25 protein-coding genes are annotated in these 25,530 nt (G+C 71.6%); 17 read left to right on the top strand and 8 right to left on the bottom strand.

The annotated features are described in order from the left end of the window. Window positions 1–179: 179 nt before the first annotated feature. Window positions 180–2,789 carry an ATP-dependent Clp protease ATP-binding subunit gene (locus ABD295_RS17620; RefSeq protein ID WP_344305114.1) on the top strand — a complete coding sequence of 870 codons (2,610 nt, stop codon included), beginning with the start codon at window positions 180–182 and terminating at the stop codon, window positions 2,787–2,789. A gap of 30 nt (window positions 2,790–2,819) precedes the next feature. Here ABD295_RS17620 and ABD295_RS17615 read toward each other — a convergent pair whose 3' ends face one another. Next, the gene (locus ABD295_RS17615) at window positions 2,820–3,686 is read right to left on the bottom strand and encodes an HhH-GPD family protein (protein WP_344305113.1); all 867 of its coding nucleotides are present in this window, start codon (window positions 3,684–3,686) and stop codon (window positions 2,820–2,822) included. 101 nt (window positions 3,687–3,787) lie between these two features. On the opposite strand from ABD295_RS17615, the gene ABD295_RS17610 reads away from it, so the two are divergent. Beyond that, the gene (locus ABD295_RS17610; RefSeq protein ID WP_344305112.1) at window positions 3,788–4,543 is read left to right on the top strand and encodes a hypothetical protein; all 756 of its coding nucleotides are present in this window, start codon (window positions 3,788–3,790) and stop codon (window positions 4,541–4,543) included. A gap of 117 nt (window positions 4,544–4,660) precedes the next feature. Here the strand turns inward: ABD295_RS17610 and disA are convergent, their stop codons facing one another. Both disA and radA read right to left on the bottom strand, forming a co-directional pair. Then, a complete protein-coding gene (gene disA, locus ABD295_RS17605) occupies window positions 4,661–5,746 on the bottom strand; it encodes a DNA integrity scanning diadenylate cyclase DisA (RefSeq protein WP_344305111.1) in 1,086 nt (361 codons plus the stop codon). 75 nt (window positions 5,747–5,821) lie between these two features. Next, window positions 5,822–7,264, bottom strand: coding sequence for a DNA repair protein RadA (gene radA / locus ABD295_RS17600; RefSeq protein WP_344305110.1), 1,443 nt, complete (start codon window positions 7,262–7,264; stop codon window positions 5,822–5,824). Between the two features lie 191 nt (window positions 7,265–7,455). Between radA and ABD295_RS17595 the strand changes: the two genes are divergently transcribed. Continuing rightward, window positions 7,456–8,514, top strand: a complete 1,059-nt coding sequence (locus tag ABD295_RS17595) for a LacI family DNA-binding transcriptional regulator (protein ID WP_344305109.1) — start codon at window positions 7,456–7,458, stop codon at window positions 8,512–8,514. A 383-nt stretch (window positions 8,515–8,897) separates the two neighbouring features. Further along, complete coding sequence (locus tag ABD295_RS17590) at window positions 8,898–9,455, top strand: TetR/AcrR family transcriptional regulator (RefSeq protein ID WP_344305108.1); 558 nt, start codon at window positions 8,898–8,900, stop codon at window positions 9,453–9,455. Between the two features lie 29 nt (window positions 9,456–9,484). Here ABD295_RS17590 and ABD295_RS17585 read toward each other — a convergent pair whose 3' ends face one another. The 3 genes from ABD295_RS17585 to ABD295_RS17575 form a co-directional block, all read right to left on the bottom strand. Beyond that, window positions 9,485–10,192 carry a class I SAM-dependent methyltransferase gene (locus ABD295_RS17585; protein WP_344305107.1) on the bottom strand — a complete coding sequence of 236 codons (708 nt, stop codon included), beginning with the start codon at window positions 10,190–10,192 and terminating at the stop codon, window positions 9,485–9,487. Between the two features lie 91 nt (window positions 10,193–10,283). Continuing rightward, window positions 10,284–10,922, bottom strand: coding sequence for a VOC family protein (locus tag ABD295_RS17580; protein WP_344305106.1), 639 nt, complete (start codon window positions 10,920–10,922; stop codon window positions 10,284–10,286). A gap of 60 nt (window positions 10,923–10,982) precedes the next feature. Next, window positions 10,983–11,753 carry a DUF3109 family protein gene (locus ABD295_RS17575; protein WP_344305105.1) on the bottom strand — a complete coding sequence of 257 codons (771 nt, stop codon included), beginning with the start codon at window positions 11,751–11,753 and terminating at the stop codon, window positions 10,983–10,985. Window positions 11,754–11,788: 35 nt separating this feature from the next. Between ABD295_RS17575 and ABD295_RS17570 the strand changes: the two genes are divergently transcribed. From ABD295_RS17570 to ABD295_RS17535, 8 genes are all read left to right on the top strand, one after another. Continuing rightward, window positions 11,789–12,724 carry a Ppx/GppA family phosphatase gene (locus ABD295_RS17570; protein ID WP_344305104.1) on the top strand — a complete coding sequence of 312 codons (936 nt, stop codon included), beginning with the start codon at window positions 11,789–11,791 and terminating at the stop codon, window positions 12,722–12,724. A 24-nt stretch (window positions 12,725–12,748) separates the two neighbouring features. Then, window positions 12,749–13,564, top strand: a complete 816-nt coding sequence (locus ABD295_RS17565) for a sugar phosphate isomerase/epimerase family protein (RefSeq protein ID WP_344305103.1) — start codon at window positions 12,749–12,751, stop codon at window positions 13,562–13,564. A gap of 21 nt (window positions 13,565–13,585) precedes the next feature. Then, window positions 13,586–14,182, top strand: a complete 597-nt coding sequence (locus ABD295_RS17560) for a TetR/AcrR family transcriptional regulator (protein ID WP_344305102.1) — start codon at window positions 13,586–13,588, stop codon at window positions 14,180–14,182. Between the two features lie 134 nt (window positions 14,183–14,316). After that, complete coding sequence (locus tag ABD295_RS17555; protein WP_344305101.1) at window positions 14,317–15,033, top strand: ABC transporter ATP-binding protein; 717 nt, start codon at window positions 14,317–14,319, stop codon at window positions 15,031–15,033. Beyond that, complete coding sequence (locus ABD295_RS17550; RefSeq protein WP_344305100.1) at window positions 15,030–15,767, top strand: ABC transporter permease; 738 nt, start codon at window positions 15,030–15,032, stop codon at window positions 15,765–15,767. Before ABD295_RS17555 ends, ABD295_RS17550 begins: the two co-directional genes overlap by 4 nt. 26 nt (window positions 15,768–15,793) lie before the next feature. Next, window positions 15,794–16,729, top strand: coding sequence for a proline dehydrogenase family protein (locus tag ABD295_RS17545; protein WP_425574115.1), 936 nt, complete (start codon window positions 15,794–15,796; stop codon window positions 16,727–16,729). Between the two features lie 7 nt (window positions 16,730–16,736). Then, entirely contained in the window at window positions 16,737–17,546 is an 810-nt protein-coding gene (proC, locus tag ABD295_RS17540) for a pyrroline-5-carboxylate reductase (protein ID WP_344305099.1), read from the top strand. Between the two features lie 25 nt (window positions 17,547–17,571). Next, window positions 17,572–18,699 (top strand): Kelch repeat-containing protein, encoded by a 1,128-nt coding sequence (locus tag ABD295_RS17535; protein WP_344305098.1) that lies wholly within the window; start codon window positions 17,572–17,574, stop codon window positions 18,697–18,699. Between the two features lie 38 nt (window positions 18,700–18,737). On the opposite strand, the gene trpS is transcribed toward ABD295_RS17535, so the two are convergent. Next, complete coding sequence (gene trpS / locus ABD295_RS17530) at window positions 18,738–19,712, bottom strand: tryptophan--tRNA ligase (protein WP_344305097.1); 975 nt, start codon at window positions 19,710–19,712, stop codon at window positions 18,738–18,740. 219 nt (window positions 19,713–19,931) lie between these two features. Here trpS and ABD295_RS17525 point away from each other — a divergent pair, with 219 nt between their 5' ends. From ABD295_RS17525 to ABD295_RS17505, 5 genes are all read left to right on the top strand, one after another. Continuing rightward, complete coding sequence (locus tag ABD295_RS17525; RefSeq protein ID WP_344305096.1) at window positions 19,932–21,155, top strand: acetoin utilization protein AcuC; 1,224 nt, start codon at window positions 19,932–19,934, stop codon at window positions 21,153–21,155. Between the two features lie 287 nt (window positions 21,156–21,442). Then, the gene (locus ABD295_RS17520; protein WP_344305095.1) at window positions 21,443–21,670 is read left to right on the top strand and encodes a helix-turn-helix domain-containing protein; all 228 of its coding nucleotides are present in this window, start codon (window positions 21,443–21,445) and stop codon (window positions 21,668–21,670) included. A 148-nt stretch (window positions 21,671–21,818) separates the two neighbouring features. Beyond that, the gene (locus ABD295_RS17515; RefSeq protein WP_008356322.1) at window positions 21,819–21,920 is read left to right on the top strand and encodes a 30S ribosomal protein bS22; all 102 of its coding nucleotides are present in this window, start codon (window positions 21,819–21,821) and stop codon (window positions 21,918–21,920) included. Between the two features lie 42 nt (window positions 21,921–21,962). Further along, window positions 21,963–22,985: an NAD-dependent epimerase/dehydratase family protein gene (locus ABD295_RS17510; protein WP_344305094.1), complete on the top strand. Its 1,023-nt coding sequence runs from the start codon at window positions 21,963–21,965 to the stop codon at window positions 22,983–22,985. Then, window positions 22,978–24,192 carry a lysophospholipid acyltransferase family protein gene (locus tag ABD295_RS17505; protein WP_344305093.1) on the top strand — a complete coding sequence of 405 codons (1,215 nt, stop codon included), beginning with the start codon at window positions 22,978–22,980 and terminating at the stop codon, window positions 24,190–24,192. The genes ABD295_RS17510 and ABD295_RS17505 overlap by 8 nt, the downstream gene beginning before the upstream one ends. Window positions 24,193–24,219: 27 nt before the next feature. Here the strand turns inward: ABD295_RS17505 and ABD295_RS17500 are convergent, their stop codons facing one another. Then, a complete protein-coding gene (locus ABD295_RS17500) occupies window positions 24,220–25,530 on the bottom strand; it encodes a DUF5667 domain-containing protein (protein WP_344305092.1) in 1,311 nt (436 codons plus the stop codon).

Raw genomic sequence — 25,530 nt, 5'->3', positions numbered from 1 at the left:
ACCCATCCCTGGACCCCGCCTGGACCCGTGCCTGGCGCTGTTCGCTGTCAGCAGACCCCGGCGGCAGTGACCCGGGAACACGTAGGCTGGGTGAGGAGTTGGAACCATCGTGCGAGCAGTACCCGTACGAAGGATTCCGCCGCACCGAGACGTTGGCCCCACAGGGCGAGGAGTTGCAGATGTTCGAGCGGTTCACTGACCGAGCCCGACGGGTGGTCGTGCTGGCCCAAGAAGAGGCCCGCATGCTCTCCCACAACTACATCGGGACCGAGCACATCCTGCTCGGCCTGATCCACGAGGGCGAGGGTGTCGCCGCCAAGGCGCTGGAGTCGCTCGACATCTCGTTGGAGGCGGTCCGCGCCCAGGTCGAGGAGATCATCGGCCAGGGCCAGCAGGCGCCGTCCGGCCACATCCCCTTCACCCCTCGCGCCAAGAAGGTGCTCGAGCTGTCCCTGCGCGAGGCGCTGCAGCTCGGCCACTCCTACATCGGCACCGAGCACATCCTGCTCGGCCTGATCCGTGAGGGCGAGGGCGTCGCCGCCCAGGTGCTGCAGAAGCTGGGCGCCGACCTCAACCGGGTCCGCCAGCAGGTCATCCAGCTGCTCTCGGGCTTCCAGGGCAAGGAGTCGGCCTCCTCGGGCTCGGCCACCGGTGGCAGCGGCGGCGAGGCGCCGTCGTCCTCGCTGGTGCTCGACCAGTTCGGCCAGAACCTCACCCAGGCCGCCCGCGAGGGCAAGCTCGACCCGGTCATCGGCCGCGAGCCGGAGATCGAGCGCGTCATGCAGATCCTGAGCCGGCGTACCAAGAACAACCCGGTGCTGATCGGTGAGCCCGGCGTCGGCAAGACCACGATCGTGGCCGGCCTGGCGCAGGACATCGTCAAGGGCAACGTTCCCGAGACGCTCAAGGACAAGCACATCTACACGCTCGACCTCGGCGCCCTGGTCGCCGGCTCGCGCTACCGCGGCGACTTCGAGGAGCGCCTCAAGAAGGTGCTCAAGGAGATCCGCACCCGCGGTGACATCGTGCTGTTCATCGACGAGATCCACACTCTCGTCGGCGCCGGTGCGGCCGAGGGTGCGATCGACGCCGCGTCGATCCTCAAGCCGATGCTGGCCCGCGGCGAGCTGCAGACCATCGGTGCGACCACGCTCGACGAGTACCGCAAGTACCTCGAGAAGGACGCCGCGCTCGAGCGCCGCTTCCAGCCGATCCAGGTCGCCGAGCCGTCGATCGCGCACACCATCGAGATGCTCAAGGGCCTGCGCGACCGCTACGAGGCGCACCACCGCGTCACCATCACCGACGAGGCCCTGGTCTCGGCGGCGACGCTGGCCGACCGCTACATCAGCGACCGGTTCCTGCCCGACAAGGCCATCGACCTCATCGACGAGGCCGGCTCCCGGCTGCGCATCCGCCGGATGACCGCGCCCGCGGACCTGCGCGAGTACGACGACAAGATCGCCGACGTGCGGCAGCGCAAGGAAGGCGCCATCGACGGTCAGGACTTCGAGGCTGCCGCGCGACTGCGCGACGAGGAGAAGCAGCTCATGCACCGCAAGGCGGAGCGTGAGAAGCAGTGGCGCGCCGGCGACATGGACGAGGTCGCGGAGGTCGACGAGGAGCTGATCGCCGAGGTCCTCGCCGTCGCGACGGGCATCCCGATCGTGAAGCTGTCGGAGGAGGAGTCCACCCGTCTGCTCAAGATGGAGGACGAGCTCCACCGCCGGGTCATCGGGCAGGAAGAGGCCGTCAAGGCACTCTCCCGCGCGATCCGGCGTACCCGTGCGGGCCTCAAGGACCCCAAGCGTCCCGGCGGCTCGTTCATCTTCGCCGGCCCGTCCGGTGTCGGCAAGACCTGGCTGTCCAAGACGCTCGCGGAGTTCCTCTTCGGCGACGAGGACGCGCTGATCCAGCTCGACATGAGCGAGTTCGGCGAGAAGCACACGGTCTCCCGCCTCTTCGGCTCGCCTCCGGGCTACGTCGGTTACGAGGAGGGTGGTCAGCTCACCGAGAAGGTGCGGCGCAAGCCGTTCTCGGTCGTGCTCTTCGACGAGGTCGAGAAGGCGCACCCCGACATCTTCAACAGCCTGTTGCAGATCCTGGAGGAAGGTCGCCTGACCGACTCCCAGGGCCGGGTGATCGACTTCAAGAACACCGTCATCATCATGACCACCAACCTCGGCACGCGTGACATCGCCAAGGGCCAGAACCTCGGCTTCGCCCAGGCCGGCGACACCGCTGGGTCCTACGAGCGGATGAAGAACAAGGTCTCCGACGAGCTCAAGCAGCACTTCCGGCCCGAGTTCCTCAACCGTGTCGACGAGATCATCGTGTTCCCGCCGCTGTCGCAGGAGCAGATCGTCGCGATGGTCGACAACATGATCGCCGGCGTCGAGCTGCGGTTGAAGGACCGCGACATGTCGCTGGAGCTGACCCAGGACGCCAAGAACCTCCTGGCGCAGCGGGGCTTCGACCCGGTGCTGGGCGCGCGTCCGCTGCGACGCACGATCCAGCGCGAGATCGAGGACGTGATGGCCGAGAAGATGCTCTACGGCGAGATCGGCCCCGGCCAGATCATCGTGGTGGGTGTCGAGGGCGCCGTCGGCGACGACACCTCGAAGGCGACGTTCACGTTCAAGGGCCAGAAGGTCAGCGCACTGCCGGACCTGCCGCCGTTCGAGACCGCCGACATCGAGGCCGGCCCGCCGATCGGCCCCGACGGTGCTCCGATCGAGGGTCCCGACGACTCGCTCGGACCGATCGACATCGAGAAGTCCCAGGACTGATCGACCAACCGACGCCCTGCCCTGACCACGTCAGGGCAGGGCGTAGGTGTTCTCGGAGGTCCTGATCACCAGGCCGTCCTCGAGGAGGCTGCGCAGACAGCGCTCGCGCTGCTCCGCTCCCGGCCAGGCGGCGTCGAGACGAGCGCGCGACACCTGCCCGGGTGCGTCGCGGAGCACGGCCAGCAGCCGTCCCCGGCACTGTCGGTCGGTGCCGTCGTAGGTCTGGACGCGCCGCGGCGGACCGTCGTACGCCGGGTAGCCGGCCAGCCGCCAGGCGCAGGCATCGGCCACGGGGCACTCTCCGCACCGGGGCCGGGCAGCCGTGCAGACCAGCGCACCCAGCTCCATGAGGGCGACCGACCAGGTCGCTGCGGTCGCGTCCTCGTCCGGCAGCAGTGCGGTGGCCCGGGCGCGCTCGCCCACCGTCACCGCGGTGGGCGGGAGCTCCCGCGCGCCGAGCAGCCGGGTCAGCACCCGGCGCACGTTGGTGTCCAGCACCGCGTGCCGTCGGGTGTGCGCGAACACCGCGATGGCTGCCGCGGTGTAGTCGCCGATGCCCGGCAGCGCCCGGAGGTCGTCGTACCCCGCCGGCACCTCGCCGCCGTGCCGCTCCGTGATCGCCACCGCCGCGGCGTGCAGCCGCAGCGCCCGCCGCGGGTAGCCCAGCCTGCCCCAGGCCCGGACCGCCTCGCCGGCGGGCTCGCTCGCCAGCGCTGCAGGTGTCGGCCAGCGCTCCAGCCACGCGGCGTGCACGGGCAGCACGCGGGCCACCGGGGTCTGCTGGAGCATGAACTCGCTGACCGTCACCGACCAGGCCGATGCGCTCGGGTCCCGCCACGGGAGGTCGCGCGCGTGGGCGTCGTACCAACCGAGCACTGGCTCGTGGAGGTCGGACACGTCGCCGATCCTAGGTCTCGACCCGGCTCGATCCTCGCTTCGCTCGGAGACCGACGGAGTGGCACCCGGCCCAGGGGCCCTGCGCTCGTTAGCGTTTCGGCGTGTCCTCCCTGAGCCGTCCGCGCGGCCCGCTGCCCCGGCGGGTCTACTGGGTGCGCCGCCTCATGGTGCTCGGCATCGCGACCCTGCTGGTCTTCGGCCTCGGTCGGATCCTGACGGCGGGCAGCGACGCGTCCGACTCGGGCTCCGGGGACCGGGCCCAGCAGGTGGCGGCCGACCCGTCGACTCCGACCGCCGAGGAGACGAAGCGCAAGAGGAAAAGCAAGAAGCATCGGACGCGGCCGACCGAGTCGGCCACGCCTACCCCGATCTTGGCGCAGCCGACCGGCCCCTGCGCCAACGACGACATCGTCGCCACGCCGGTGGTGACGGACGCGGTCGGGGGCAGCGACGTGCTGATCGCCGTCGAGCTGCGCACCAAGGAGTCCGCGGCCTGCACGTGGGCGGTCTCGCCGGATGCCCTGACCCTCAAGATCACCTCCGGCGAGGACGACATCTGGTCCAGCCGCCAGTGCCCGCGCGCGGTGCCGACGCGCAACCTGATCGTCCGTCAGGCCGTCGCCACCAAGGTCGGCGTGCGCTGGAACGCCAAGCGCTCCGACGACACCTGCTCCGCCTTCACCGCCTGGGCGCGGCCGGGCTGGTACCACGTGGTCGCCGCGGCGTACGCCGGCGAGCCGACCGACGTGCAGTTCGAGCTGCTCAAGCCGGAGCCCGAGGTCGTCATCAAGACGATCACGCCGTCACCGGATCCCAAGAAGGACAAGAAGAAGAACAAGCGCAAGAACCGGGGTTGAGGTCGGCAGTCGTCTCACCCGGTTGCGACACGCCCCTGCGCGACTTCGCAAGCTCAGTCGCGGGGCTGCTCAACCTGCCTTCGCCACGCCGGCACCTCGTCCCTCGGTGCCGACTGCTCAGGCGAACCTGTCACCCAGGATGCTGGACTCGGCCAGGCGACTCAGGCCCTCACGCACGCTGCGGGCGCGCAGCTCGCCGACGCCCTCGACGACCTGGAGGTCGTCGATGCCGGCGGAGAGCAGCTTCTGCAGCGTGCCGAAGTGGTCGACCAGGCGGTCGACGACGGAGGTCGGCAGCCGCGGCACCTTGGCGAGCAGGCGGTAGCCGCGCGGGGTCACGGCGGCGTCGAGGTGCTCGCCGTTGCCCAGGGAGAGGGCGCGCGCGACGGACGCCGGGTCGACCAGCTCGGTGGCCGACAGGCCGCTCAGCAGCTGGAGCGAGGTCTCGGGGGTGGTGCCGCGACGGACGGGGAGGTAGTCGCGGATCACCAGCTCGCGCTCGGCGTCGACACCGGTGACCAGCTCCTCGAGCTGCAGCGACAACAGCCGCCCGTCGGTGCCGAGCTCGAGCACGTAGTCCTCGATCTCGCGGGCGATCCTGGTGACCATCTCGAGCCGTTGCGCGACCACCGCCACGTCGCGAGCCGTCACCAGGTCCTCGATCTCCAGCGCCGACAGAGTGCTGGCGACCTCGTCGAGGCGGAGCTTGTAGCGCTCCAAGGTGGCCAGCGCCTGGTTGGCGCGGGCGAGGATCTGGCCGGCGTCCTCGAGCACGTGCCGGATGTCGCCGACGTACGCCGCGATGATCTGCATGGACTGGGACACCGAGATCACCGGGAAGCCGGTCTGGCGGGCCACCCGGTCGGCGGTGCGGTGGCGGGTGCCCGTCTCCTCGGAGTGGATGGTGTGGTCGGGCATCAGGTGCACCGCGGCCCGGTGGATCCGGCTGATCTCGCTGTCGAGGATGATCCCGCCGTCCATCTTCGCCAGCTCGCGCAGCCCGGTGGCGGTGAAGGGCACGTCGAGCTCGAAGCCGCCGGTCGAGATCGAGTCGACGGTGCGGTCGCGGCCGAGCACGATGAGCGCGCCGGTGCGGCCGCGCAGGATCCGCTCGAGGCCGTCGCGCAGCGCAGTGCCGGGAGCCATCGAGGCAAGGACGGCGCGCAGCCTCAGCGCGTCGTCCGAGCGCTCGGTGCTGACCACGGAGCCTCCCTCTCTGGGCCGCCGGGGCTCCGGCGTCGCGCGGTCAGTCTAAAGCCAGCGTCTGCACGCGTAAGGTCAGATCAGGTCACGATCGGATCGCGGCGCCAGGAGCCCGCAGACGGCCAGCGCGGAGACCAGGTCGGACATCGCCTCCACCCGGATGCCGTCGGGGTAGGACGGAGGCTTGGTCGCCCCGCCGCGGTCGGTGGAGCCGGCGGGCACGATCGCGACCTCGAACCCCATGCGGGCCGCCTCCGCGATGCGCTGGGGGAGGTCGCGGACCGCGCGCAGCTCGCCGGCCAGGCCGATCTCGCCGATCGCGACCAGGCCGCGGGGGAGCGGCACCGCATGATGGGCGGACGCGATCGCCAGGGCCGTGGCCAGGTCCGTCGCGGGCTCGCTGAGCCGCGCGCCCCCGACCGTGGAGGCGAAGACGTCGTGCCCGTGGAGACGCACCCGGCAGTGCTGGCCGAGCACGGCGAGGAGCATGTGGACGCGGGCGGAGTCGAGGCCCGACGTCGTGCGCCGCGGCCGCTCGGCCGGCGTGTGGGTGACCAGGGCCTGCACCTCGGCCAGCAACGGCCGCCGTCCCTCCATGCTCACGGCCACGCAGGTGCCCGGCACTCGGCGTGCGTGGTGCTCCACGAAGAGCCCCGTCGGGTCGGTGACCGCGACGATGCCCTCGGCAGAGAGGTCGAAGCAGCCGACCTCGTCGACAGGTCCGAACCTGTTCTTCATGGCCCGCACCATCCGGAACCGCGACGTGCGCTCGCCCTCGAAGTGCAGCACCACGTCGACCAGGTGCTCCAGCACGCGCGGCCCCGCGATGGAGCCGTCCTTGGTGACGTGGCCGACGATCATCAACGTCATGCCGCGGGTCTTGGCCACCCTGATCAGCGCCGCGGCGACCTCCTTGACCTGGGTGACACCGCCGGGGACGCCGTCGACGTCGGGAGCGGCGATGGTCTGGATGGAGTCGACGACCAGGAGGGCGGGGCGCACCTCCTCGATGTGGGTGAGCACCGCGCCGAGGTCGTTCTCGGCCGCGAGGAAGAGCTCGTCGTGGACGGCGCCCGTGCGGTCGGCCCGCAGCCGCACCTGCGAGGCGGACTCCTCGCCGCTGACGTAGAGCGTGCGGCGTTGGTAGCGGCTGGTCTGCGAGGCCACCTCCAGCAGCAGCGTGCTCTTGCCGACGCCCGGCTCGCCGGCGAGCAGGATCGCGGCGCCCGGCACCAGCCCGCCCCCCAGGACCCGGTCGAGCTCGGGCACGCCGGAGGAGCGGAACGTCGACTCGGAGACGTCGACCTGGCCGATCGGCACCGCGCGCGAGGTCACCGGCCCCGGCGCCGTACCGGCACGAGGAGGAGCCGCCTCGGCGACCGACCCCCACGCCTGGCACTCGCCGCACCGGCCGACCCACTTGGCCGCCTCCCAGCCGCACTCGGAGCAGCGGTAGGTCGACCGCGCGGGCTTGCCGCGGCTCCGGCTGCCGCCGGACTGGATCGGTCTCGTGGTCATGCCCGGCACGCTAGGCGAGCCCGCCGACAACCGGCGCACGCCGCGCCTCGCCGCGCGTGCCCGGCCGCCTTGGGCCCTCCGGGACCGGTGCAGCCACCTCCGTACTGGTGTACCCGTGATCCGACAGGCCCTTGTATCGTGAATTGGAACGATCCAGAGCCCGTGAGAGCGGGCCGGGAGGGGAGGGGTGCATGAGCCGGACCGCAGACGAGCCGCTCTCGCTCGGGACGATCCCCGTGTCCCCCCCGACGCTCGCGGACGTCGCCGAGCTCGCCGGGGTCTCCCGGCAGACGGTGTCCAACGCCGTCAACAACCCCGAGCTCCTGCGCGCCGACACCCTCCGCCGGGTCCAGAACGCCATCGCCGACCTCGGCTACTCGCCCAACCGTGCCGCCCGGAATCTCCGCACCCGGGCCAGCCACCTCGTCGGGATGCGCTTCACGCCCGCCCAGGAGGGCACGGCCAACGCGCTGATGGACCGCTTCGTGCACTCGCTGGTCGAGGCGTCCGCCGAGGCGGGCTACCACGTGCTGCTCTTCGCCGGCGACCCGACCGATCCGGTCTCCGGCTACGACGACCTGCTGCGGTCGACGGCCGTGGACGCCTTCGTCGTCACCGACACCTTCCTCGGCAACCCGCAGGCGACCTGGCTCGAGCTTCGGCGGGCACCGTTCGTGGCGTTCGGGCGCCCGTGGGACACCCCCGAGTCGACGCATCCCTGGGTGGATGTCGACGGCGCCGCTGGTGCCGCGCTCGCCACCGATCACCTCATCGAGGCCGATCACACCAAGATCGCCTGGGTCGGCTGGCGCAAGGACTCCTGGATCGGTGAGGACCGCCGCTCCGGCTGGAGCCGGGCGATGCGCAGCCGCGGCCTGGTGACCTCCGGGCTCGCGTGCCGGGTCGAGGACGCCGTGGCGAGCGGTCGCGAGGCGGCCGGGCGGCTGCTGGACGAGTCCGGCCCCACGGGGTTCGTCTGCGCCTCCGACACGTTGGCCATGGGCGTGCTGCACGCGCTCGACGAGCGCGGACTGCAGCCCGGCCGCGACGTCGCGGTGGTCGGCTTCGACGACAGCCAGGTCGCGCAGGTGGTGCCGGGTGGGCTGACCTCCGTGCGCCAACCGCTCGAGGACGTCGCGGTCGAGGTCGTGCGGGCGCTGGCCGGTCTGCTCGCGACACCACCCAAGATGGTCCCCGGAGTTCTCCTCGAGCCGACGCTCGCGGTGCGCGGCTCCTCCCAACGCAGGTGACGGGCGCAGGTGACGGGCGCAGGTGACGGGCGCAGGTGACGGGCGCAGGTGACGGGCGCGGCACGGTGCGGCAGAGGCGGTGGTGCTGAGTCACCACCCCCGCCGCACCTGGTGAACCGGCCGATCGGGACGCCGCGGTGCCCTCGGGGAGCGGTGCGGCAGCCCAGGCGGCCGGTGGCCGATGGCCACTGACGGGTCGAGCGGGTCGGTCCGCGGTCCCGTCTCGCAGGGGTGTCGCGACGAGCTCGGCGGACCCGGGTCGGCGATGATGTCGTCGTTGACCCGATCGACTGACTTACGGGTTAGTCAGGCAGTTGGTCAGAGGCATCGTAACCACACGGCGGTCGCTGTCGGGGGAGTTCGTTGGGGGAGCAGGGGGGCCGTTGAGACGACGTACGTCCGAGGACGCCAAGAGCGAGATCCGTGAGGCCGCGCTGGGCTTGTTCCTCCAGCACGGGTACGACGGCACCTCGCTCGAGGAGGTCGCCGAGCAGGTCGGCGTGACCCGGCCGGCCGTGCTCTACCACTTCGGCAGCAAGGAGGCGCTGCTGCTCAGCGTCGTCGACCCAGGCTTCGAGGCGGTCGAGGCGGTGGTCGCGGACGTCGAGCGCGACGGCGCCGGCCTGGTGGACCAGGAGACGATCGTCCGGGCCCTGGTCGAGGTCGTGCTGGAGCACCGGCGGCCGATCGCGTTGATCACCCGCTTCGCCAACGAGTACTCCGTCGGCGGCATCGGCGAGCGCGCCGCCGGGATCAACCGGCGCACGGCAAGGCTGCTCGGCTGTCCCACCAAGGAGGCCGACACGGGTGCCCGGGTCCGGGTCGTCGCCACCCTCGCCGCGCTCAACGGGATCGTCGACGCGCGGGTGGCGTTGCCGCTCGACTCCGAGGAGGAACGCGAGGCGCTGGTGCGCGGACTGGTCGCACTGCTGAAGAGCTGAGGGGGCAGGAAGCTGCCGGCGTCGGTGGGTCAGAACCGCTTCCACCACAGGTTGACGGCGTAGTCGACCTCGGTGCCGTCGTGCTCGGCCAGGATCAGGTCGGCGTTGGCGGCGTCGTACTCGATCCGGACGACCGCCTCGAAGTCCTCGCGCGAGTCGAAGGACCATCGGATGTCGAGGGGCTGCCGGGTCCAGCCCTGCTGCGACCAGAACGCCTCGACCTCCCTCGAGCTCGGCAGGTGCGGGTAGCCGCGGCGGAACCACCGGCCGAACGTCGAGCGGCTGTAGTCGTTGTCGATGACGAAGGCGGCGCCGCCGCGCCGCACGACGCGGTGCAGCTCCTCGAGGCCGGGCTCGCAGCCGGGTCCGAAGAAGTAGGCCCACCGCGCCTGCACGACGTCGACCGACGCAGGCGGGAGCGGGATGGCCTGCGCGCTGCCGACGAGCACGCGCACGTGCGGCAGGGAGCGGGTACGCCGCCGGGCGAGCGCGACCAGCTCGGGGTGCGGCTCGACGCCGACGACACTGCGCGCCGTCTCCGCCCAGCGTGGGAGGTGGAATCCCGAGCCGCAGCCGAGGTCGAGCACCGCGCGGCCGGCCCAGTCCGCGACCGAGACCATCGCCGCCTCGATCACCCTTTCGGGATCGACGCCGCGGTTCTCGAGCTCGTACGTCGCCGGGTGCTGCCAGATGTTCGGGCTCGGGACGGCGTCAGGTCCATCGCTCAGTCTCGACACGCCCTAGCGCGACCTCGTTCCTCGGTCGCGGGGCTGCTCGACCTGGCCGGGCCCACGCAGCTCGCTCGTTCCTCGCGATCTGCTGCCCGCCTCAAATACGGACGAGCCCGTTCGGCGTGAGGACCTGGGCGGCCAGGACGCCGGGCGTGCCGTGCGGGGCGACCCAGTCGACCTTGACGTCTTCGAGCGGCGCCTCGACCGTGACGCCGAGCCACTCGCTGACCCGGCGCGGATCGCCCGCGATCTCCAAGCAGGCAAGGGAGAAACGGTCGTCCGCACCGTTGCTCGGGTGCAGCTCGTGAGGCGAGAGCCACTCGACGAAGAACGGCAGCTGCGGGTCGGCGATCAGTCCGTTGACGCCGATCTGCTTCCACTCGAGGTTGGTGCCGTCGGGGCGGTGCCGGTTGCCGGGCGCGGCCTCGCGACCGAGTCGGGCCTCGATCTCGGAGATGTCGTCGACGGCCACCACCCAGCCCAGCCAACCGCCACCGAGGGCGGAGCGCGCGCGGACGGCTTGGCCGAAAGGTGCCTTGTCCGACGCGGGGTGGTCGAGCACCTCGACGATCTCGAGGTAGGTGCGCTCGGCCAGAGGAAGGATCATGTTCCGCGTGCCGAAGCGCGGGTGGACGCCCCCGTCGACGAACTCGGCACCCAGCAGCTCACCGATCCGCTGCGCCGTCCCTCGGAGACCGTCGGGGCCAGCGGCGTAGGAAAGATGGTCCAGGCGCATGCAGGGATTGTGACTCGGTGGCCTCGCGGCGCGTGCACCGGGGTCGGATTTCTCGACCCCTCAGTGGGGGTCGGCGGGGTGCAGCGCGAGCCTCGAACGCGACGCGAGGTGCGCCTCGCAGTGGCCGACGAGCTCGTCGTACGCCGCTTGGCCCATCAGCTCGACGAGCTCGGCCGCGCTGCCGACGTACAACGGCTCGGGCGCGTTGTGCGCCTCGGTGTTCCCCGAGCAGTACCAGTCGAGGTCGTGGCCGCCAGGGCCCCAGCCGCGCCGGTCGTACTCCAGGATCGACACCTCGGAGTAGGACGTGCCGTCCGGACGCTCGACGGTGCGGAAGGTGCGCCGGATCGGCAGCTGCCAGCACACGTCGGGCTTGGTCTCCAGGGGGTTGCGTCCTTGGCGCAACGCGAGTGCGTGCAGCGCGCAGCCGGCACCACTGTGGAAGTCGGTGCGGTTGTGGAAGATGCAGGCCTGCTGGCCGTCGATCTCGAGGGTCCGCGTCTTGCGCTCACCGTCCTCGTCGAGCTCGACCCAGTCGGAGCGCTTGAGCTTCTTGCCGCTCGCGGGCCGGTGCTGCCACACGTCGTCGGTGAGCTGGTCGACGTACGCCGCCACCCGCTTCTCGTCGGCCTTGTCGGAGAAGTGCGCACCCAGCGTGCAGCAGCCGGTGTCGGGCGAGGTGCTGTAGATCCCCTGGCAGCCCTGGCCGAAGATGCAGTGGTAGCGCGAGGTCAGCCAGGTCAGGTCGCAGCGGAAGACCTGACCGCCCGGGTCGGCGGGGTCGGCGAACTCCACGAACGCCCGCGGGAAGACCAGATCCACCTCAGCCACGCGTCTAGCCTGTCACGCGGGAGTAGCGTTCACCCATGCGGCTGGGCGTCCTCGACATCGGGTCCAACACGGGCCATCTCCTCGTCGTCGACGCCCACGACGGCGCGGCCCCGCTGCCGGCGTACTCCCACAAGGAGCCGCTGCGTCTCGCCGAGCACCTCGACGCCTCGGGAGCGGTGACGCGGGCCGGGGTCGAGGCGCTGTCGGACTTCGTGGCCTCCGCGATCGTGGTCGCCGAGGACAAGGGTTGCGAGGAGATGATCGGCTTCGCGACTTCGGCGGTGCGCGACGCGGTCAACTCCGACGACGTCCTCGCCGAGGTGGGTGCCCGCACCGGCGTGCTGCTGGAGGTGCTGTCGGGCGAGGACGAGGCGCGGCTGACCTTCCTCGCCGTACGCCGCTGGTTCGGCTGGTCGGCCGGCCGGCTCGCGCTCTTCGACATCGGCGGCGGGTCGCTCGAGATCGCGGGCGGGGCCAACGAGGCACCCGACGTGGCTTGGTCGATGCCGCTGGGCGCCGCGCGGCTGGCGCGCGAGTTCTTCGCGTCCGGGCTGCCCGGCGAGGAGCAGGTACGCCAGCTGCGCAAGAAGATCCGTGCCGAGATCGCCCGCGACGCCGGGCACCTGCTGCGGTGGGGCACGCCGGACCGTGCGGCGGCGACGTCGAAGACGTTCCGGTCGCTCGCGCGCATCTGTGGTGCGGCCCCGTCGGCGGAAGGCCCGTTGGTGCCGAGGGTGCTGCCGCTGCGCGAGCTGTCGCAGTGGATCCCCAAGCTGGTCGCGATGGACGACGAGAGGTTCATCGCCCTGCCCGGTGTCTCGGCGTCGCGTGCCCACCAAGTGGTGCCGGGCGCCCTGGTCGCCGAGGCCTGCATGGACATCTTCGACCTGCCCGAGCTCGAGATCTGCCCGTGGGCGCTGCGTGAGGGCGTCATCCTCGAGCGGATCGACCACATCGGCGCCCGCGGCTAGACCCACGACTAGGATCCAACGCTCGTGCCCCTCCTCGGCCTCTCCACCGCCTCGGTCTACCCCGAGTCGACGGCCCACGCGTTCGGCTATGCCTCGTCGCTGGGGTACGACGCCGTCGAGGTGATGGTCGGCATCGACGCGCTGAGCCAGCAGACCGCCGCGGTGAAGCAGCTCTCCGACCACCACGAGATGCCCATCTGCGCCGTGCACGCTCCGTGCCTGCTCTTCACCCAGCGCGTCTGGGGCACCGACCCCTGGGGCAAGCTCGAGCGCTCGGCCGAGATGGCCGAGGCCGTGGGTGCCGACGTGGTCGTCGTGCACCCGCCGTTCCGTTGGCAGAAGGAGTACGCCGCAGGGTTCGTCGACGGCATCGCGGCCCTCGAGTCCTCGACCGGGATCGCCTTCGCGGTCGAGAACATGTATCCCTGGCGGTCCCCGTCACGCGGCGCGGCGAAGCGCGGTCCGACCAAGCGCAGCATGGAGATGTACCTTCCTGGCTGGGACCCGTCCGAGGAGGACTACGCCAACACGACCGTCGACCTGTCGCACGCCGCTATCGCCCACGACGACGTGGTCGAGATGGCCGACCGGCTCGGAGACCGGCTGCGGCACGTGCACCTCACCGACGGGACGGGCTCGGCCAAGGACGAGCACCTGGTGCCCGGCCGGGGCTCGATGAACGCGGACGTCTTCCTCAGACACCTTGCTGCGCAGGGGTTCTCGGGCCACATCGTGCTCGAGATCAACACCCGGCGCTGCTCCACGCGAGAGGAGCGCGAGGTCGATCTGGTCGAGTCGCTCGCCTTCGCGCGCGAGCACTTCGTGGTCCCCGCCCGATGACGCCGGGCTCGTGATGGGCTCATGACCTCCGGCCCGGCCAAGCGCGGCCGGCGCCCGGGCGCCCCCGACACCCGCGCCGCGATCCTCGACGCGGCACGGTCCCTCTTCGCCACGCAGGGCTACTCCGGTACGACGATCCGTGCCGTCGCCGCCGCGGCGGGCGTCGACGGCGCACTCGTGCACCACTACTTCGGCACCAAGGACGACCTCTTCGTCGCCGCGCTCGACATCCCCGTAGACCCGCGCCAGATCCTCGCGCCCGTCGTGGCGGGCGGCGCCGACGGAGCGGCCGAGCGGTTCCTGCTCGCGTTCCTCTCGGTGTGGGACGACCCGGACGTGCGGCCCGCGCTGCTCACCGTGGCCCGGACGATGATGGAGCCGGCGACCCAGCGGGTGTTCGCCGACGGCTTCCTGCCCGTGGTGATCGGGCCGCTCGGAGTCGCGCTCGACCTGGACCGGCCCGAGCTGCGCATGCCCCTCGTCGCCAGCCAGGTCGTCGGCCTGATCCTGCTGCGCTACGTGCTGCTCGTGGAGCCGCTCGCCTCCATGCCGACCGAGCAGGTCGTGGCGACGTACGCCCCCACCCTCCAGCGCTATCTCACCGGCCCGCTGCCCTGACCCTCACCCCGCTGGGCGGCGTGTCGGGCGTTTCTCGCGCTGAGGGGGCATTGCCTTGCCCGTCCAGCTCGAGATTCCCCGGGCCCGGGGGATCTCCCTTGCCTCCGGAGGCCGGCAAGAGCATAATTCAACGCATGATGAAAAACGCGGTGGAGGTGCGCGGGCTGACGGTCGTGCGGGGGCGCACGACGGTGCTGGACGGGCTCGACCTCGTCATCGGGGGCGGCGTGACCGGGCTGCTCGGCCCCAGCGGGTGCGGCAAGACGACGCTGATGCGCGCGCTGGTCGGCGTGCAGCAGGTGCGGTCGGGCACCGTGACCGTCTTCGGCGAGCCGGCGGGCACCCCGCCGTTGCGGGACCGGGTCGGCTACGTCACGCAGGCTGCGAGCGTCTACGACGACCTCACCGTCTCCGAGAACCTCCGCTTCTTCGCGCAGGTGCTCGGCGTCGGGCCCGAGGAGGTCGAGCGCTCGGCCGCGGCCGTCGACCTGACCCCACACCTCGGCCAGGTCGTCGGCACGATGTCCGGTGGCCAGCGAAGCCGAGTCAGCCTCGCCGTGGCGCTGCTCAAGCACCCCGACCTGCTGGTGCTCGACGAGCCGACCGTGGGCCTGGACCCGGTGCTGCGCCAGGAGCTGTGGGGCCTCTTCCACCGGCTTGCCGACGCCGGCGCGGCGGTCCTCGTCAGCAGCCACGTGATGGACGAGGCGGAGCGTTGCGACCGGCTCCTCCTGATGCGCTCGGGCGAGGTGATCGCCGACGGGACGCCTGACGAGATCCGGGAACGCACCGGCGCCGCCGACATCGAGGGCGCGTTCCTCGCCGTGGTCGGAGGAGGAGCCCCCCAGTGAGCCCGCGGGTCCTCCTCGCCGTCGCCACCCGGGTGCTCATCCAGATCCGGCGCGACCACCGGACGCTGGTCATGCTGCTGGTGCTGCCCTGCCTGCTGACGACCTTGCTGTGGTGGATGCTCGTCGACCTGCCGGGCGAGACCTTCGACCGCCTCGGTCCCGGCCTGCTCGCGCTCTTCCCCTTCATCGTCATGTTCCTTGTCACCAGCGTCACGACCCTGCGCGAGCGGTCGAGCGGCACCCTGGAGCGGCTGCTGGCGATGCCGATGGGCAAGCTCGACTTCCTGCTGGGGTACGCCGTCGCGTTCGGCCTCGTCGCCGCCGTGCAGTCGGTGCTGACGGTCGCGGTGAGCGTCGCCCTGCTCGACCTCGACGTGGCCGGCCCGGTCTGGCTGCTCACCCTCGTCGCGGTCGTCGACGCCATCCTGGGCACGGCCCTGGGGCTCTTCGTGTCGGCCTTCGCCGGCACCGAGTTCCAGGCCGTGCAGTTCATGCCGCTCGTGGTGATCCCCCAGCTCTTGCTGTGCGGTCTCTTCGTGCCGCGCGACGCGCTGCCCACGGCGCTCGGCGCGGTGAGCGACGTGCTCCCCCTGTCGTACGCCGTCGACGCCATGACCCACCTGGTCACCTCGACCTCCACGTCCGAGGTCTGGAGCGACCTCGGGGTCGTGTTGGCGTTCACCCTGGCCGGCCTCGGTCTGGGCGCGGCGACGTTGCGGCGGCGTACGGCCTGATCCTGAGGCGAAGTAGCCTGAGGAGCATGGCGTTGCTCCGCGAACCCCTGCTCCTGCTCAGCCGCAGCGGCACCATCAAGAAGCTCGTCAGCACGATGCCGGTGTCCGCGGGGATCGTGAACGGCTACGTGCCCGGTGAGACCACCGAGAGCGCGGTCGATGCGACCGCCCGGCTGGTGGAGGACGGGCTGACGGTCACGCTGGACTTCCTCGGCGAGGACACTCTCGACGTGGCGCAGGCCGACGCCACCGTGGCGGCGTACAAGGACGTCCTGGCGGAGCTCTCGCGGCGTGGGCTGGCCCGCAACGCGGAGGTCTCGGTCAAGCTCAGCGCGATCGGCCAGGCACTCGACGACCACGGCCACAAGGTCGCGCTCGAGAACGCCCGCGCCATCTGCCGGGCCGCTCGCAACGCGGGCACGACGGTGACCCTCGACATGGAGGACCACACCACCACCGACTCGACGCTGTCGATCCTGCGCGACCTGCGCAAGGACTTCCCCGAGACCGGTGCGGTGCTGCAGGCCTACCTGCACCGCACCGAGGCCGACTGCCGCGCGCTCGCCTACGAGGGGTCGCGCGTCCGGCTCTGCAAGGGCGCCTACAACGAGCCCGACGAGGTCGCGTTCCAGGGTCGCGCCGATGTCGACAAGTCCTACGTGCGCTGCCTCAAGGTGCTGATGGCCGGCCAGGGGTATCCGATGGTCGCCAGCCACGACCCCCGGCTGATCTCGATCGCGTCGTCGATCGCGGGACGCTACGGCCGCGAGAAGGGCACCTACGAGTTCCAGATGCTCTACGGCATCCGGCCCGAGGAGCAGCGGCGGCTGGCACGAAAGGGCGAGACGGTGCGCGTGTACGTCCCCTACGGTCAGGAGTGGTACGGCTACCTGATGCGGCGGTTGGCCGAGCGTCCGCAGAACCTGACGTTCTTCCTGCGGTCGCTGATCTCGAAGAAATGAGCACGACATGACCAGCAACCAGACCGCCATCATCGGCGCCGGCGTGATGGGCGAGACGCTGCTGTCGGGCCTGGTGCGCGCGGGTCGCCGGGTCGACAACCTGCTCGTGGGCGAGAAGCGTGCCGACCGGGCGGCCGAGCTCGTGGAGCGGTACGGCGTCGCCGTGGTCTCCAACGTCGAGGCGGCCACCAAGGCGGACACGGTGGCCCTCGTGGTGAAGCCGCAGGACATGGGCGACCTGCTCGACGAGATCGCCCCGGTGCTCCGGCCCGGACAGCTGCTGGTCTCGATCGCGGCGGGCATCACCACCGCCTTCATCGAGTCGCGGGTGCCCGAGGGCGTCGCCGTCGTGCGCGTGATGCCCAACACGCCGGCTCTCGTGGACGAGGGCATGACCGCGATCTCGCCGGGCTCCCACTGCGACGACGCCCACCTGGCCGAGGCCGAGGGCCTGATGGCCTCGGTGGGCAAGGTGCTGCGGATCCCCGAGCGGCAGCAGGACGCGGTCACCGCGATCTCCGGCTCGGGGCCGGCGTACATCTTCTTCGTCGTCGAGTCGATGATCGAGGCCGGCGTCCACCTCGGCCTGCCGCGCGCCACCGCCACCGACCTGGTCGTCCAGACCGTCGTCGGCTCGGCCAAGATGCTGCGCGAGACCGGGACGCACCCGGTCGTGCTGCGCGAGCAGGTGACGTCTCCGGCCGGTACGACCGCGGCTGCCCTTCGCGAGCTCGAGATCCACAAGGTGCGCGCGGCCTTCCTGGCCGCGATGGAGGCCGCGCGGGACCGCTCGCGCGAGCTGGCCGAGGGATCCTGACGAGGCCCCGGCGCGTCCCACTCGGGTGAGACGTACGGCGGCGACCCTCGCGATCGTCAGTGTCCTGCTTGCCGGATGCGGCACAGGGACCGCCGGCTCGGGTCCCGTCGCGACCGAGGGCGCGTGGACGCGTGTCGACGCCCCGCCGTTGTCCGCGCGGACGTGGCCGCTCGTCGCCTGGACCGGAGCGGAGGTGCTGGTCGTCGGCGGCAACGAGGGTTTCGTCTGCCCGCCGAACGCGGAATGCCCGGCTCCTGACCCCGACGACCTGGCCAGCGACGGGGCGGCGTACGACCCCGACACCGGCGAGTGGCGGACGATCGCCGACGCGCCGCGCGGGCTGTACGACGCCGGCGGGGCGTCCCACGCGTTCGTCGCGGGACGGCTGGTGTTCTACGACTGGTCCCACGAAGCGTGGATCGTCTACGACCCCGCCGCGGACGAGTGGTCGACCCCTTCGTCGCCCGGCCCGGCGTTCGTCAGCTCGCTCTCCAGCGACGGCGAGCGGCTCTGGGCGCTGGACGGCGACCGGGTGCTCTCGTGGGACCCCGCGACCGGGGAGGTGATCGTCGAGCGCGACTACCGTCCCGCGAACCCGATGGATGACGCCCGGGTCATCCCTACAGACGCGGGTCCGGTCGTGGTCGGTGTCGACTACGACGTGGCGCCGGACGAGCCTGCGCTCACTGTCGTCGACGTCCCCGTGGAGGGCGGCTGGCAGCGCTCGACGACGGGACAGCTGTCGGGGTTCTCGCACTGGAACGGTGAGCAGCTGGTGCTGCACGACTCGACGGGTGCCGACGGGGGCGAGGTCAACGGCTGGGGGCGCTGGTACCCGAACGGCGGCACGTTCGACCCGGCCACTCAGCAGTGGGCGGCGCTCGACGTGGCGCGCGACCTCTCGGCCGCGGACGACGCCTGGAGGCTCTCGGCCCACGACGGACCTCTCGACGTCGTCGGCGGCTGGTTCGTCGACGACCGCGACGGTGACTGGACGGAGATCGGGCGGCCCGACTCGCGCCTGGACTCCGAGCTCGCCGGCACCTGGGCCGACGGCCGGTTGTTCGTCTTCGGCGGCGTGGACGCCGACGCGGGCCACGAGGCTCCGGCCGGGCCCGAGGCCTGGTTCTGGGCGCCGCCAGGCTTCCGGTAGCGCACGGAGAGCGAGGTCTGGGTCTGGTCGCCCTGACCTCACACCAGCCCTACCCCCGCGCGCGCGGCCTGGAGGACGGGTGCGGTGACCTCGCGGCAACGGGCCGCGCCGGCGTCGTACACCGAGGAGACGTGTGCCGCGTCGGCCGCCAGCTCGTCGTACCGCTTCTGCAGCGGCTCCAGCTCGGCCACGACCGCGTCGGTGACGGCGGCCTTGAGTGCGCCGTACGTCGTCAGCCCGTCGGCGGACCCCCCGCACGCCGCGAGGATCTCCAGCAGGTTGGTCACGCCGGGCTTCCCCGCACGATCGGCCCGCACCGCGTCGGCCCCGGTGTCGGAGTCGGTGACGGCCCGGGACACCTTGCGGCGTACGACGTCGGGCGGGTCGAGCAGGAAGATCGTGCCGGCGTCGTCGCCGCCCGTCTTGCCCATCTTCGACGTCGGGTCAGACAACGACATCACCCGGGCGCCGGCCGGCGGGGTGTTGATCTCCGGCACCGTGAAGACGGGTCCGTAGGTCCTGTTGAACCGCAGCGCCAGGTCGCGGGTCAGCTCGACGTGCTGGCGCTGGTCGTCACCGACGGGCACCTGCTCGGGCCGGTAGAGCAGGATGTCCGCCGCCATCAGCGTCGGATAGGTGTAGAGCGAGACCCGCGTGCTGTCGACGCCCCGACCCTTCTCCTTGAACTGGATCATCCGGTTCAGCTCGCCGGTGTACGCCGTGCACTCGAGCAGGTACGCCAGCTCGCAGTGCGCCGGGACCCGGCTCTGCACGAACAGCGTGCTGTCCTCGAGGCCGACGGCGAGGAGCAGGGTGGCCATCTCGGTCGAGAGCGCGCGCAACCGCGCAGGGTCGTGCGCGACGGTCATCGCGTGCAGGTCGGCGATGCCGAAGAAGCAGTCGCGATGCTGGGCGGCGGCCATCGGACGCAGTGCGCCGAGGAGGTTGCCGAGCGTCAGGTGCCCGGTCGGCTTGAGGAGGGAGAGGGCCCTGCTGGTGGGGATGCTGGTCATGTCGTGCTCCTGGAGGTGTCGGAGCCGCCGTACGAGCGGGCCCGTGCCGCCCCGGAAAGGGGCAGGAAGCACGACGGCCGCCCGAAGGCGGCCGTGGATTCGAAAGGTGTGCTCGAACGGGGTCCGCCGTCAGGCGGGCCACCACTGGGACGTCCGGAGTCCGTGCACGTGACCAGTGTGCCATTCGGCATCGGTGGCGTCACGGGTAGCCTCCGAGTCATGGCCCAGGACAGGGGAGGTGCTGGTGACGCGTGTGCGGGACCGGCGACAGCGGTCTTCGACGCCAGCCTCACCGAGTACGACTTCGGGCCCACCCACCCCATGTCGCCGATGCGGGTCGACCTCACCATGCGGCTGGCCGAGCAGCTCGGCCTGCTCGGGGACGGCGGCCTCCGGCTCGTCGAGCCCCCCGTCGCCACCGACGAGCAGCTGACCCGCGTCCACGACGAGGGCCTGGTCGCCGCGGTGAGTCGGGCGGGCGCCGACCCCGGCAACCTCGACGCGGAGTGCCTCGGTCGCGGGCTCGGCAGCAGCGACAACCCCGTCTTCGCAGGCATGCACCACGCGGCCGCGCACGTCGTCGGCGCCACCCTGGAGGCCGCGCGTCAGGTCGGGAGCGGCGAGAGCCTGCACTCGGTGAGCATCACCGGTGGCCTGCACCACGCCATGCGCGACAGGTCCAGCGGCTTCTGCGTCTACAACGACGTCGCGCTCGGCATCCAGGCGCTGCTGGACGACGGCGTCGAGCGGGTCGCGTACGTCGACGTCGACGTCCACCACGGCGACGGCGTCGAGCAGATCTTCTGGGACGACCCGAGGGTGCTCACGATCTCCGTGCACGAGACCGGCCAGGCGCTCTTCCCGGGCACGGGCTTCCCGACCGACACCGGCGGGCCGGGTGCCGACGGCACGGCGGTCAACCTCGCCCTCCCGTCGGGCACCGGCGACGCCGGCTGGCTGCGTGCTTTCCACGCCGTCGTACCCCAGGTCGTGCGCGCCTTCGAGCCCCAGGTCCTGGTCACCCAGCACGGCTGCGACTCCCACATGGACGACCCCCTGGCGCACCTGATGCTGTCCGTCGACGGCCAGCGGGCGAGCTATCTCGCCTTGCACGACCTCGCCCACGAGGTCTGCGGCGGGCGGTGGGTGGCCACCGGTGGTGGCGGCTACGCCCTCGTCGAGGTCGTCCCGCGCGCGTGGGTGCACCTCCTGGCGATCGTGGCGGGCCGCCCCCTCGACCCCGAGACTCGCGTCCCCGCGGCCTGGCGCGAGCACGTCGAGGCAATCACCGGTTGGTCGGCACCCTCGCGGCTCACCGACGGGCGTACGCCGGCCTGGCGCGACTGGGAGGACGGCTACGACCCCGAGTCGCGCCTGGACCAGGCCGTGCTGGCCACGCGGGCGGCGGTCTTCCCGTTGCACGGGCTCGACCCGATGCCGTGACGGGTGGTCTGGAACTCCTCGAGCCCGGGATTCCCGTCTGACCGCGAGCGACGTACAGTCGCCCCCACGGGGGCTGGTGGGGCCTGCGGCGCGCGCGTGACGACCACGCAGCCGGTGCCGAGCGGACGTGAATGAGCGTAAATCAACCCGACACGCCGCAATTCGAGGGACTTTGTTTCGCATCCCCTTCCCCATGCGTCACACAAGGCTCTATTCTCACGAATGGCGTGCATGTTGGTCATCGGTGGGGAAGCCGGTGGCGTGCACGAGAAGGAATCGGTGCAGCCATGGCAGCCACCCCGTTCGACTCGCAGGGCTCCGGCCCGGGCGACATCTCCGACGTCAAGTTCCTGACCGTCGCCGAGGTCGCGACGATGATGCGCGTGTCCAAGATGACCGTCTACCGCCTGGTGCATGGCGGCGAGCTGCCCGCACTGCGCGTGGGCCGGTCCTTCCGGGTGACGGAGGACGACGTGCAGGAATACCTCCGCAAGAGCTTCTACTCCGCTGGCTAGTGCCCGTCGGATCCACCGCGAGCCACGGATTCTGGCGCTCGGTGACCGGGCAGTAGGCTGTCCGGGTCGCGCCCGGCTACGGCGCCTGCTCTTCTGCAGGCTGTCCTGACTCGGCCCGGCGCCAACGATCGTCTGTGAGAGGTAGTCCGTGGGTTCCGTCATCAAGAAGCGTCGCAAGCGCATGGCCAAGAAGAAGCACCGCAAGCTGCTGAAGAAGACGCGGGTGCAGCGTCGCAAGCTCGGTAAGTAGGCCTGTTCCGGGCCGGCTGGTTTCGGGCTGAGGCGGGCGAGCATGGGCAGCGTCGTCCTCGTCACGGGCGTGTCTCGCGACATCGCCCGCCGCTTCGCCCGCTCGGTGGCCGAGCACCCCGACGTCGACCGTGTGGTCGGCGTCGACGTGGTGCCGCCCCGGGGTGACATCGAAGGCTTCCGGTTCCACCGCGCAGACATCCGCAACCCCGTGATCGCCAAGGTGATCGCGATGGAGGACGTCGACACCGTCGTCCACATGAGCGTCATCGCGACCCCCGGCAGCGCCGGCGGCCGCGGCACGATGAAAGAGCTCAACGTCATCGGGACGATGCAGCTCCTCGCGGCCGCGCAGCGCGCACCCGGCCTGCGGCGCCTCGTGGTGAAGTCGACGACCACGGTGTACGGCGCCGGGCCCCGCGACCCCGCGATGTTCACCGAGGAGATGGGCCCCAAGCGGGTGCCCCGATCGGGCTACGCCAAGGACGTCTACGAGATCGAGGGCTACGTCCGCGGCTTCGCCCGCCGGCGCCCCGACGTCCGCGTCACCACCCTCCGGGCAGCCAACGTGATCGGGCCGCACGTCTCCAGCCCGCTGACCTCCTACTTCCGGCTTCCCGTCGTCCCGACGGTGGCCGGGTTCGACCCGCGCCTGCAGTTCCTGCACGAGCGCGACCTGATCGACGTGATGACCCACGCGGTCGTCACGGAGGTCGGCGGGACCTTCAACGTCGCAGGTGACGGGGTGATGATGCTGTCGCAGGCCCTGCGCCGGTTGCGGCGGCCGACGGTGCCGCTGCCGGCCTTCGCGGTCGGCGGCATCGCCTCGACGCTGCGGCAGGCGCGCGCGGCGGACTTCTCGCCCGAGCAGCTCGGCTTCCTGACCTTCGGCCGCGGGGTCGACACGACCCGGATGCGCGAGGAGCTCGGGTTCACGCCGGCGTACACCACGGCGGGGGCCTTCGAGGACTTCGGCCGCGACCTGCGGCCTGCGGCGGGTCTGCGCGAGCAGGTCCTCGCCGGGCTCGCCCAGCGGCTGCCGGGCGGAGGTGTCTCGGGTGGCTGACGCCGAGATCATCCCCATCGGGACGCGTGGTCGCCCGGGCCGCGGCACCGGCAAGGCCCGGCCCTCGTCGTCGGCGCGCAACCTTGCCGCACCGCGTCCGGCCGCGAAGGCCGCGCCGGCTCCCGTCGCGAAGGAGAAGCCGGCCCGCAAGCCGCCGCCGCCGCGCAAGCCGCGCCCAGCGCCCATCACCCAGACGCCCGTCAATCAGCACTCGGTCGCCGAGCCCCCGGTCGCCGAGCCTGCGGCCGAGCCGCTGTTCGAGCCCGTTGGCCAGCGGCCGGCCTCGACGACCCACGACCGCGGCGCGACCGACGGGATCCCCGTCGGTGACTGGCTGGCTGCGATCGAGGCCGGCGCCCGCGAGGTCTTCGGCGACGACTGGCAGGCCGGGCTGGCGCGGCTGCTCGCGTTCGTCCGCCGGCGGATCACCGGCGACTACGTCGTCGACGAGTACGGCTTCGACGCCGAGGTGACCGACCGCTTCGTCATGGCCGCGCTCAAGCCGATCGCCGAGAAGTGGTTCCGCATCGAGGTGCGCGGCCTGGACAACATCCCGGGCGAGGGCGGCGCGCTGGTGGTGTCCAACCACTCGGGCACCTTCCCGATGGACGGCTTGATGACCATGTCGACCGTCTACGAGCACACCGGCCGGCACCTGCGCCCGCTCGGTGCTGATCTGGTCTTCCGGATGCCGGTGGTCAGCCAGCTCGCCCGCAAGACCGGCGCGACCCTCGCGTGCAACGAGGACGCCGAGCGGATGCTGAGCAGCGGCGAGCTGGTCGGCGTCTGGCCTGAAGGTTTCAAGGGCATCGGGAAGCCCTTCTCCGAGCGCTACAAGCTGCAGCGGTTCGGCCGCGGCGGCTTCGTGTCGGCCGCGCTGCGCACCGGCGTACCCATCGTGCCGCTCTCGGTCGTCGGCGCCGAGGAGATCTATCCCCTGGTCGGCAACATGCCCGCGCTGGCGCGGCTGCTCGGCGTGCCGTACGTCCCCATCACCCCGTTCTTCCCTTGGCTCGGTCCGCTCGGCCTGGTCCCGCTGCCGTCCAAGTGGCTGCTGGAGTTCGGCGAGCCGATCCGCACCGACGAGCTCGAGGACTCCGCCGCCGAGGACCCCATGCTGGTCTTCAACGTCACCGACCAGGTCCGCGAGACGATCCAGCAGACCCTCTACAACCTGCTGATGGGGCGCGAGTCGGTCTTCGGCTGATTCTTCGGGCGCAGGATCGCCGCGCCGCTACGGCAGCGGGGTGGGGCTGGGCGAGCCGAGGTCGTCGGGGACGCTCTGACCCAGCGGGAGCGGAAGGATCGACGTGATCGGGTCCAGCGGGAGGACCGAGGTGATCGGGTCCAGCGGGAGGACCGAGGTGATCGGGTCCAGCGGGATGGCCGACGTGATCGGGTCGAGCGGGGTGAGCAGCGAGCTCGGGACCAGGGTGGGCAGCGTCGGGAGCGCGGTCGGCAGCAGGGTCGGCAGCGCGGTCGGGAGGGGCAGCTTCGGTGTCTGGCTCGCCGTGGGCAGCGCCGGCGACGGAAGACCACTTGTCGGCGCGCCGGACGGAACGCCACCCGTGGGGGTCGGCGCCGCGGTCGGGAGCAGCGTCGGCAGGTCGGTGGGTACGTCGGTCGGGACGATCGTCCCCGGGATGTCCGGACCGCCGTTGCCGGTGGCGTCGCCGCTGCCCTCGAGCCCGAGGTCACCGAGAGCCCCGGTCGGGACCGAGGACGAGATGAGGCTGATCGGCAGCGAGGTGACGCCGCGCCCGCCGCACTGCGGGCAGGTGTTGCGGGCGTCGTCGTCGATCTGCACGACGGCGGCGGCCGCCGCCACCAGCTCGTCGCGCGCCTCGTCGGGCACCGCAGGCTCGAGCTCTGCCAGCCGCTCCATGCTGTCGCCGGTGAAGTCGCGCAGGTCGGAGATCCGCGACTCGTCGCGGGTGTCGGCGTACGACTCGGTCATCAGGACGGCGCCGTCCTGGGCCTGGCTGGTGAAGTCGCGCAGCGACCTCTCGGTGGCGTCCGCGTCCACCTCCGCGCGGCGGGTGAGGCCCTGTGTCTCGTCGAGCCGCTCCGTGGCGTGGGCGAGCAGCCGCTCCCCGGTCTCGCCGTCGCCGACGGCGAGGGTCGTGCTGATCCCCTCGAGCCCTCGCTTGATGGGATAGAGCGTGTCACCGGGCAGCGCCACCTGAGAGCCCACGGTGATCGTCGCGGCGCTGGTGAGCAGGGCCAGCGAGCCGACGCCGAGTGCTAGCCGCCGTTCCCGCGTCGTACGCCGTGCCGAGCCCGGCAGGCGCAGCCGGTCCTCGGCGACGACCTGGCGGCGGGTGTCGTCGCTCAGCGGCAGCAGGACCGTCTCGGCCTCCGCGAGCAGTCGCTCGCGGAGGTCGGCGACGAACTCCGGTCTCGGGGCCGGGGCGTGCTCCGTCGCGACGACCTGCAGCTGGCCGACGACGTCGAGCAGGCGGGCATGACGATCCAGCCCGCTGGTCGATGTGCCATCGACCAGCGCGGCGAACTCGTTCGCGCGTGACGCGAAAACGGATGCCAT

The sequence above is a fragment of the Nocardioides bigeumensis genome, assembly GCF_039531755.1.
Taxonomy (GTDB): Bacteria; Actinomycetota; Actinomycetes; order Propionibacteriales; family Nocardioidaceae; genus Nocardioides; species Nocardioides bigeumensis.
The sequence above is the reverse complement of the archived record's forward strand: the minus strand, read 5'-3'. Positions and strand labels throughout refer to the sequence as shown.

Excerpts from the sequence above, each read along its gene's own strand:
- ABD295_RS17620 (WP_344305114.1), top strand. The coding sequence starts at position 180 with ATGTTCGAGCGGTTCACTGACCGAGCCCGACGGGTGGTCGTGCTGGCC.
- ABD295_RS17525 (WP_344305096.1), top strand. The coding sequence starts at position 19,932 with ATGGCCCAGGACAGGGGAGGTGCTGGTGACGCGTGTGCGGGACCGGCG.
- trpS (WP_344305097.1), bottom strand. The coding sequence starts at position 19,712 with ATGACCAGCATCCCCACCAGCAGGGCCCTCTCCCTCCTCAAGCCGACC.
- ABD295_RS17500 (WP_344305092.1), bottom strand. The coding sequence starts at position 25,530 with ATGGCATCCGTTTTCGCGTCACGCGCGAACGAGTTCGCCGCGCTGGTC.
- proC (WP_344305099.1), top strand. The coding sequence starts at position 16,737 with ATGACCAGCAACCAGACCGCCATCATCGGCGCCGGCGTGATGGGCGAG.
- ABD295_RS17545 (WP_425574115.1), top strand. The coding sequence starts at position 15,794 with ATGGCGTTGCTCCGCGAACCCCTGCTCCTGCTCAGCCGCAGCGGCACC.
- ABD295_RS17510 (WP_344305094.1), top strand. The coding sequence starts at position 21,963 with ATGGGCAGCGTCGTCCTCGTCACGGGCGTGTCTCGCGACATCGCCCGC.
- ABD295_RS17555 (WP_344305101.1), top strand. The coding sequence starts at position 14,317 with ATGATGAAAAACGCGGTGGAGGTGCGCGGGCTGACGGTCGTGCGGGGG.
- ABD295_RS17570 (WP_344305104.1), top strand. The coding sequence starts at position 11,789 with ATGCGGCTGGGCGTCCTCGACATCGGGTCCAACACGGGCCATCTCCTC.
- ABD295_RS17580 (WP_344305106.1), bottom strand. The coding sequence starts at position 10,922 with ATGCGCCTGGACCATCTTTCCTACGCCGCTGGCCCCGACGGTCTCCGA.
- ABD295_RS17595 (WP_344305109.1), top strand. The coding sequence starts at position 7,456 with ATGAGCCGGACCGCAGACGAGCCGCTCTCGCTCGGGACGATCCCCGTG.
- ABD295_RS17560 (WP_344305102.1), top strand. The coding sequence starts at position 13,586 with ATGACCTCCGGCCCGGCCAAGCGCGGCCGGCGCCCGGGCGCCCCCGAC.
- ABD295_RS17520 (WP_344305095.1), top strand. The coding sequence starts at position 21,443 with ATGGCAGCCACCCCGTTCGACTCGCAGGGCTCCGGCCCGGGCGACATC.
- radA (WP_344305110.1), bottom strand. The coding sequence starts at position 7,264 with ATGACCACGAGACCGATCCAGTCCGGCGGCAGCCGGAGCCGCGGCAAG.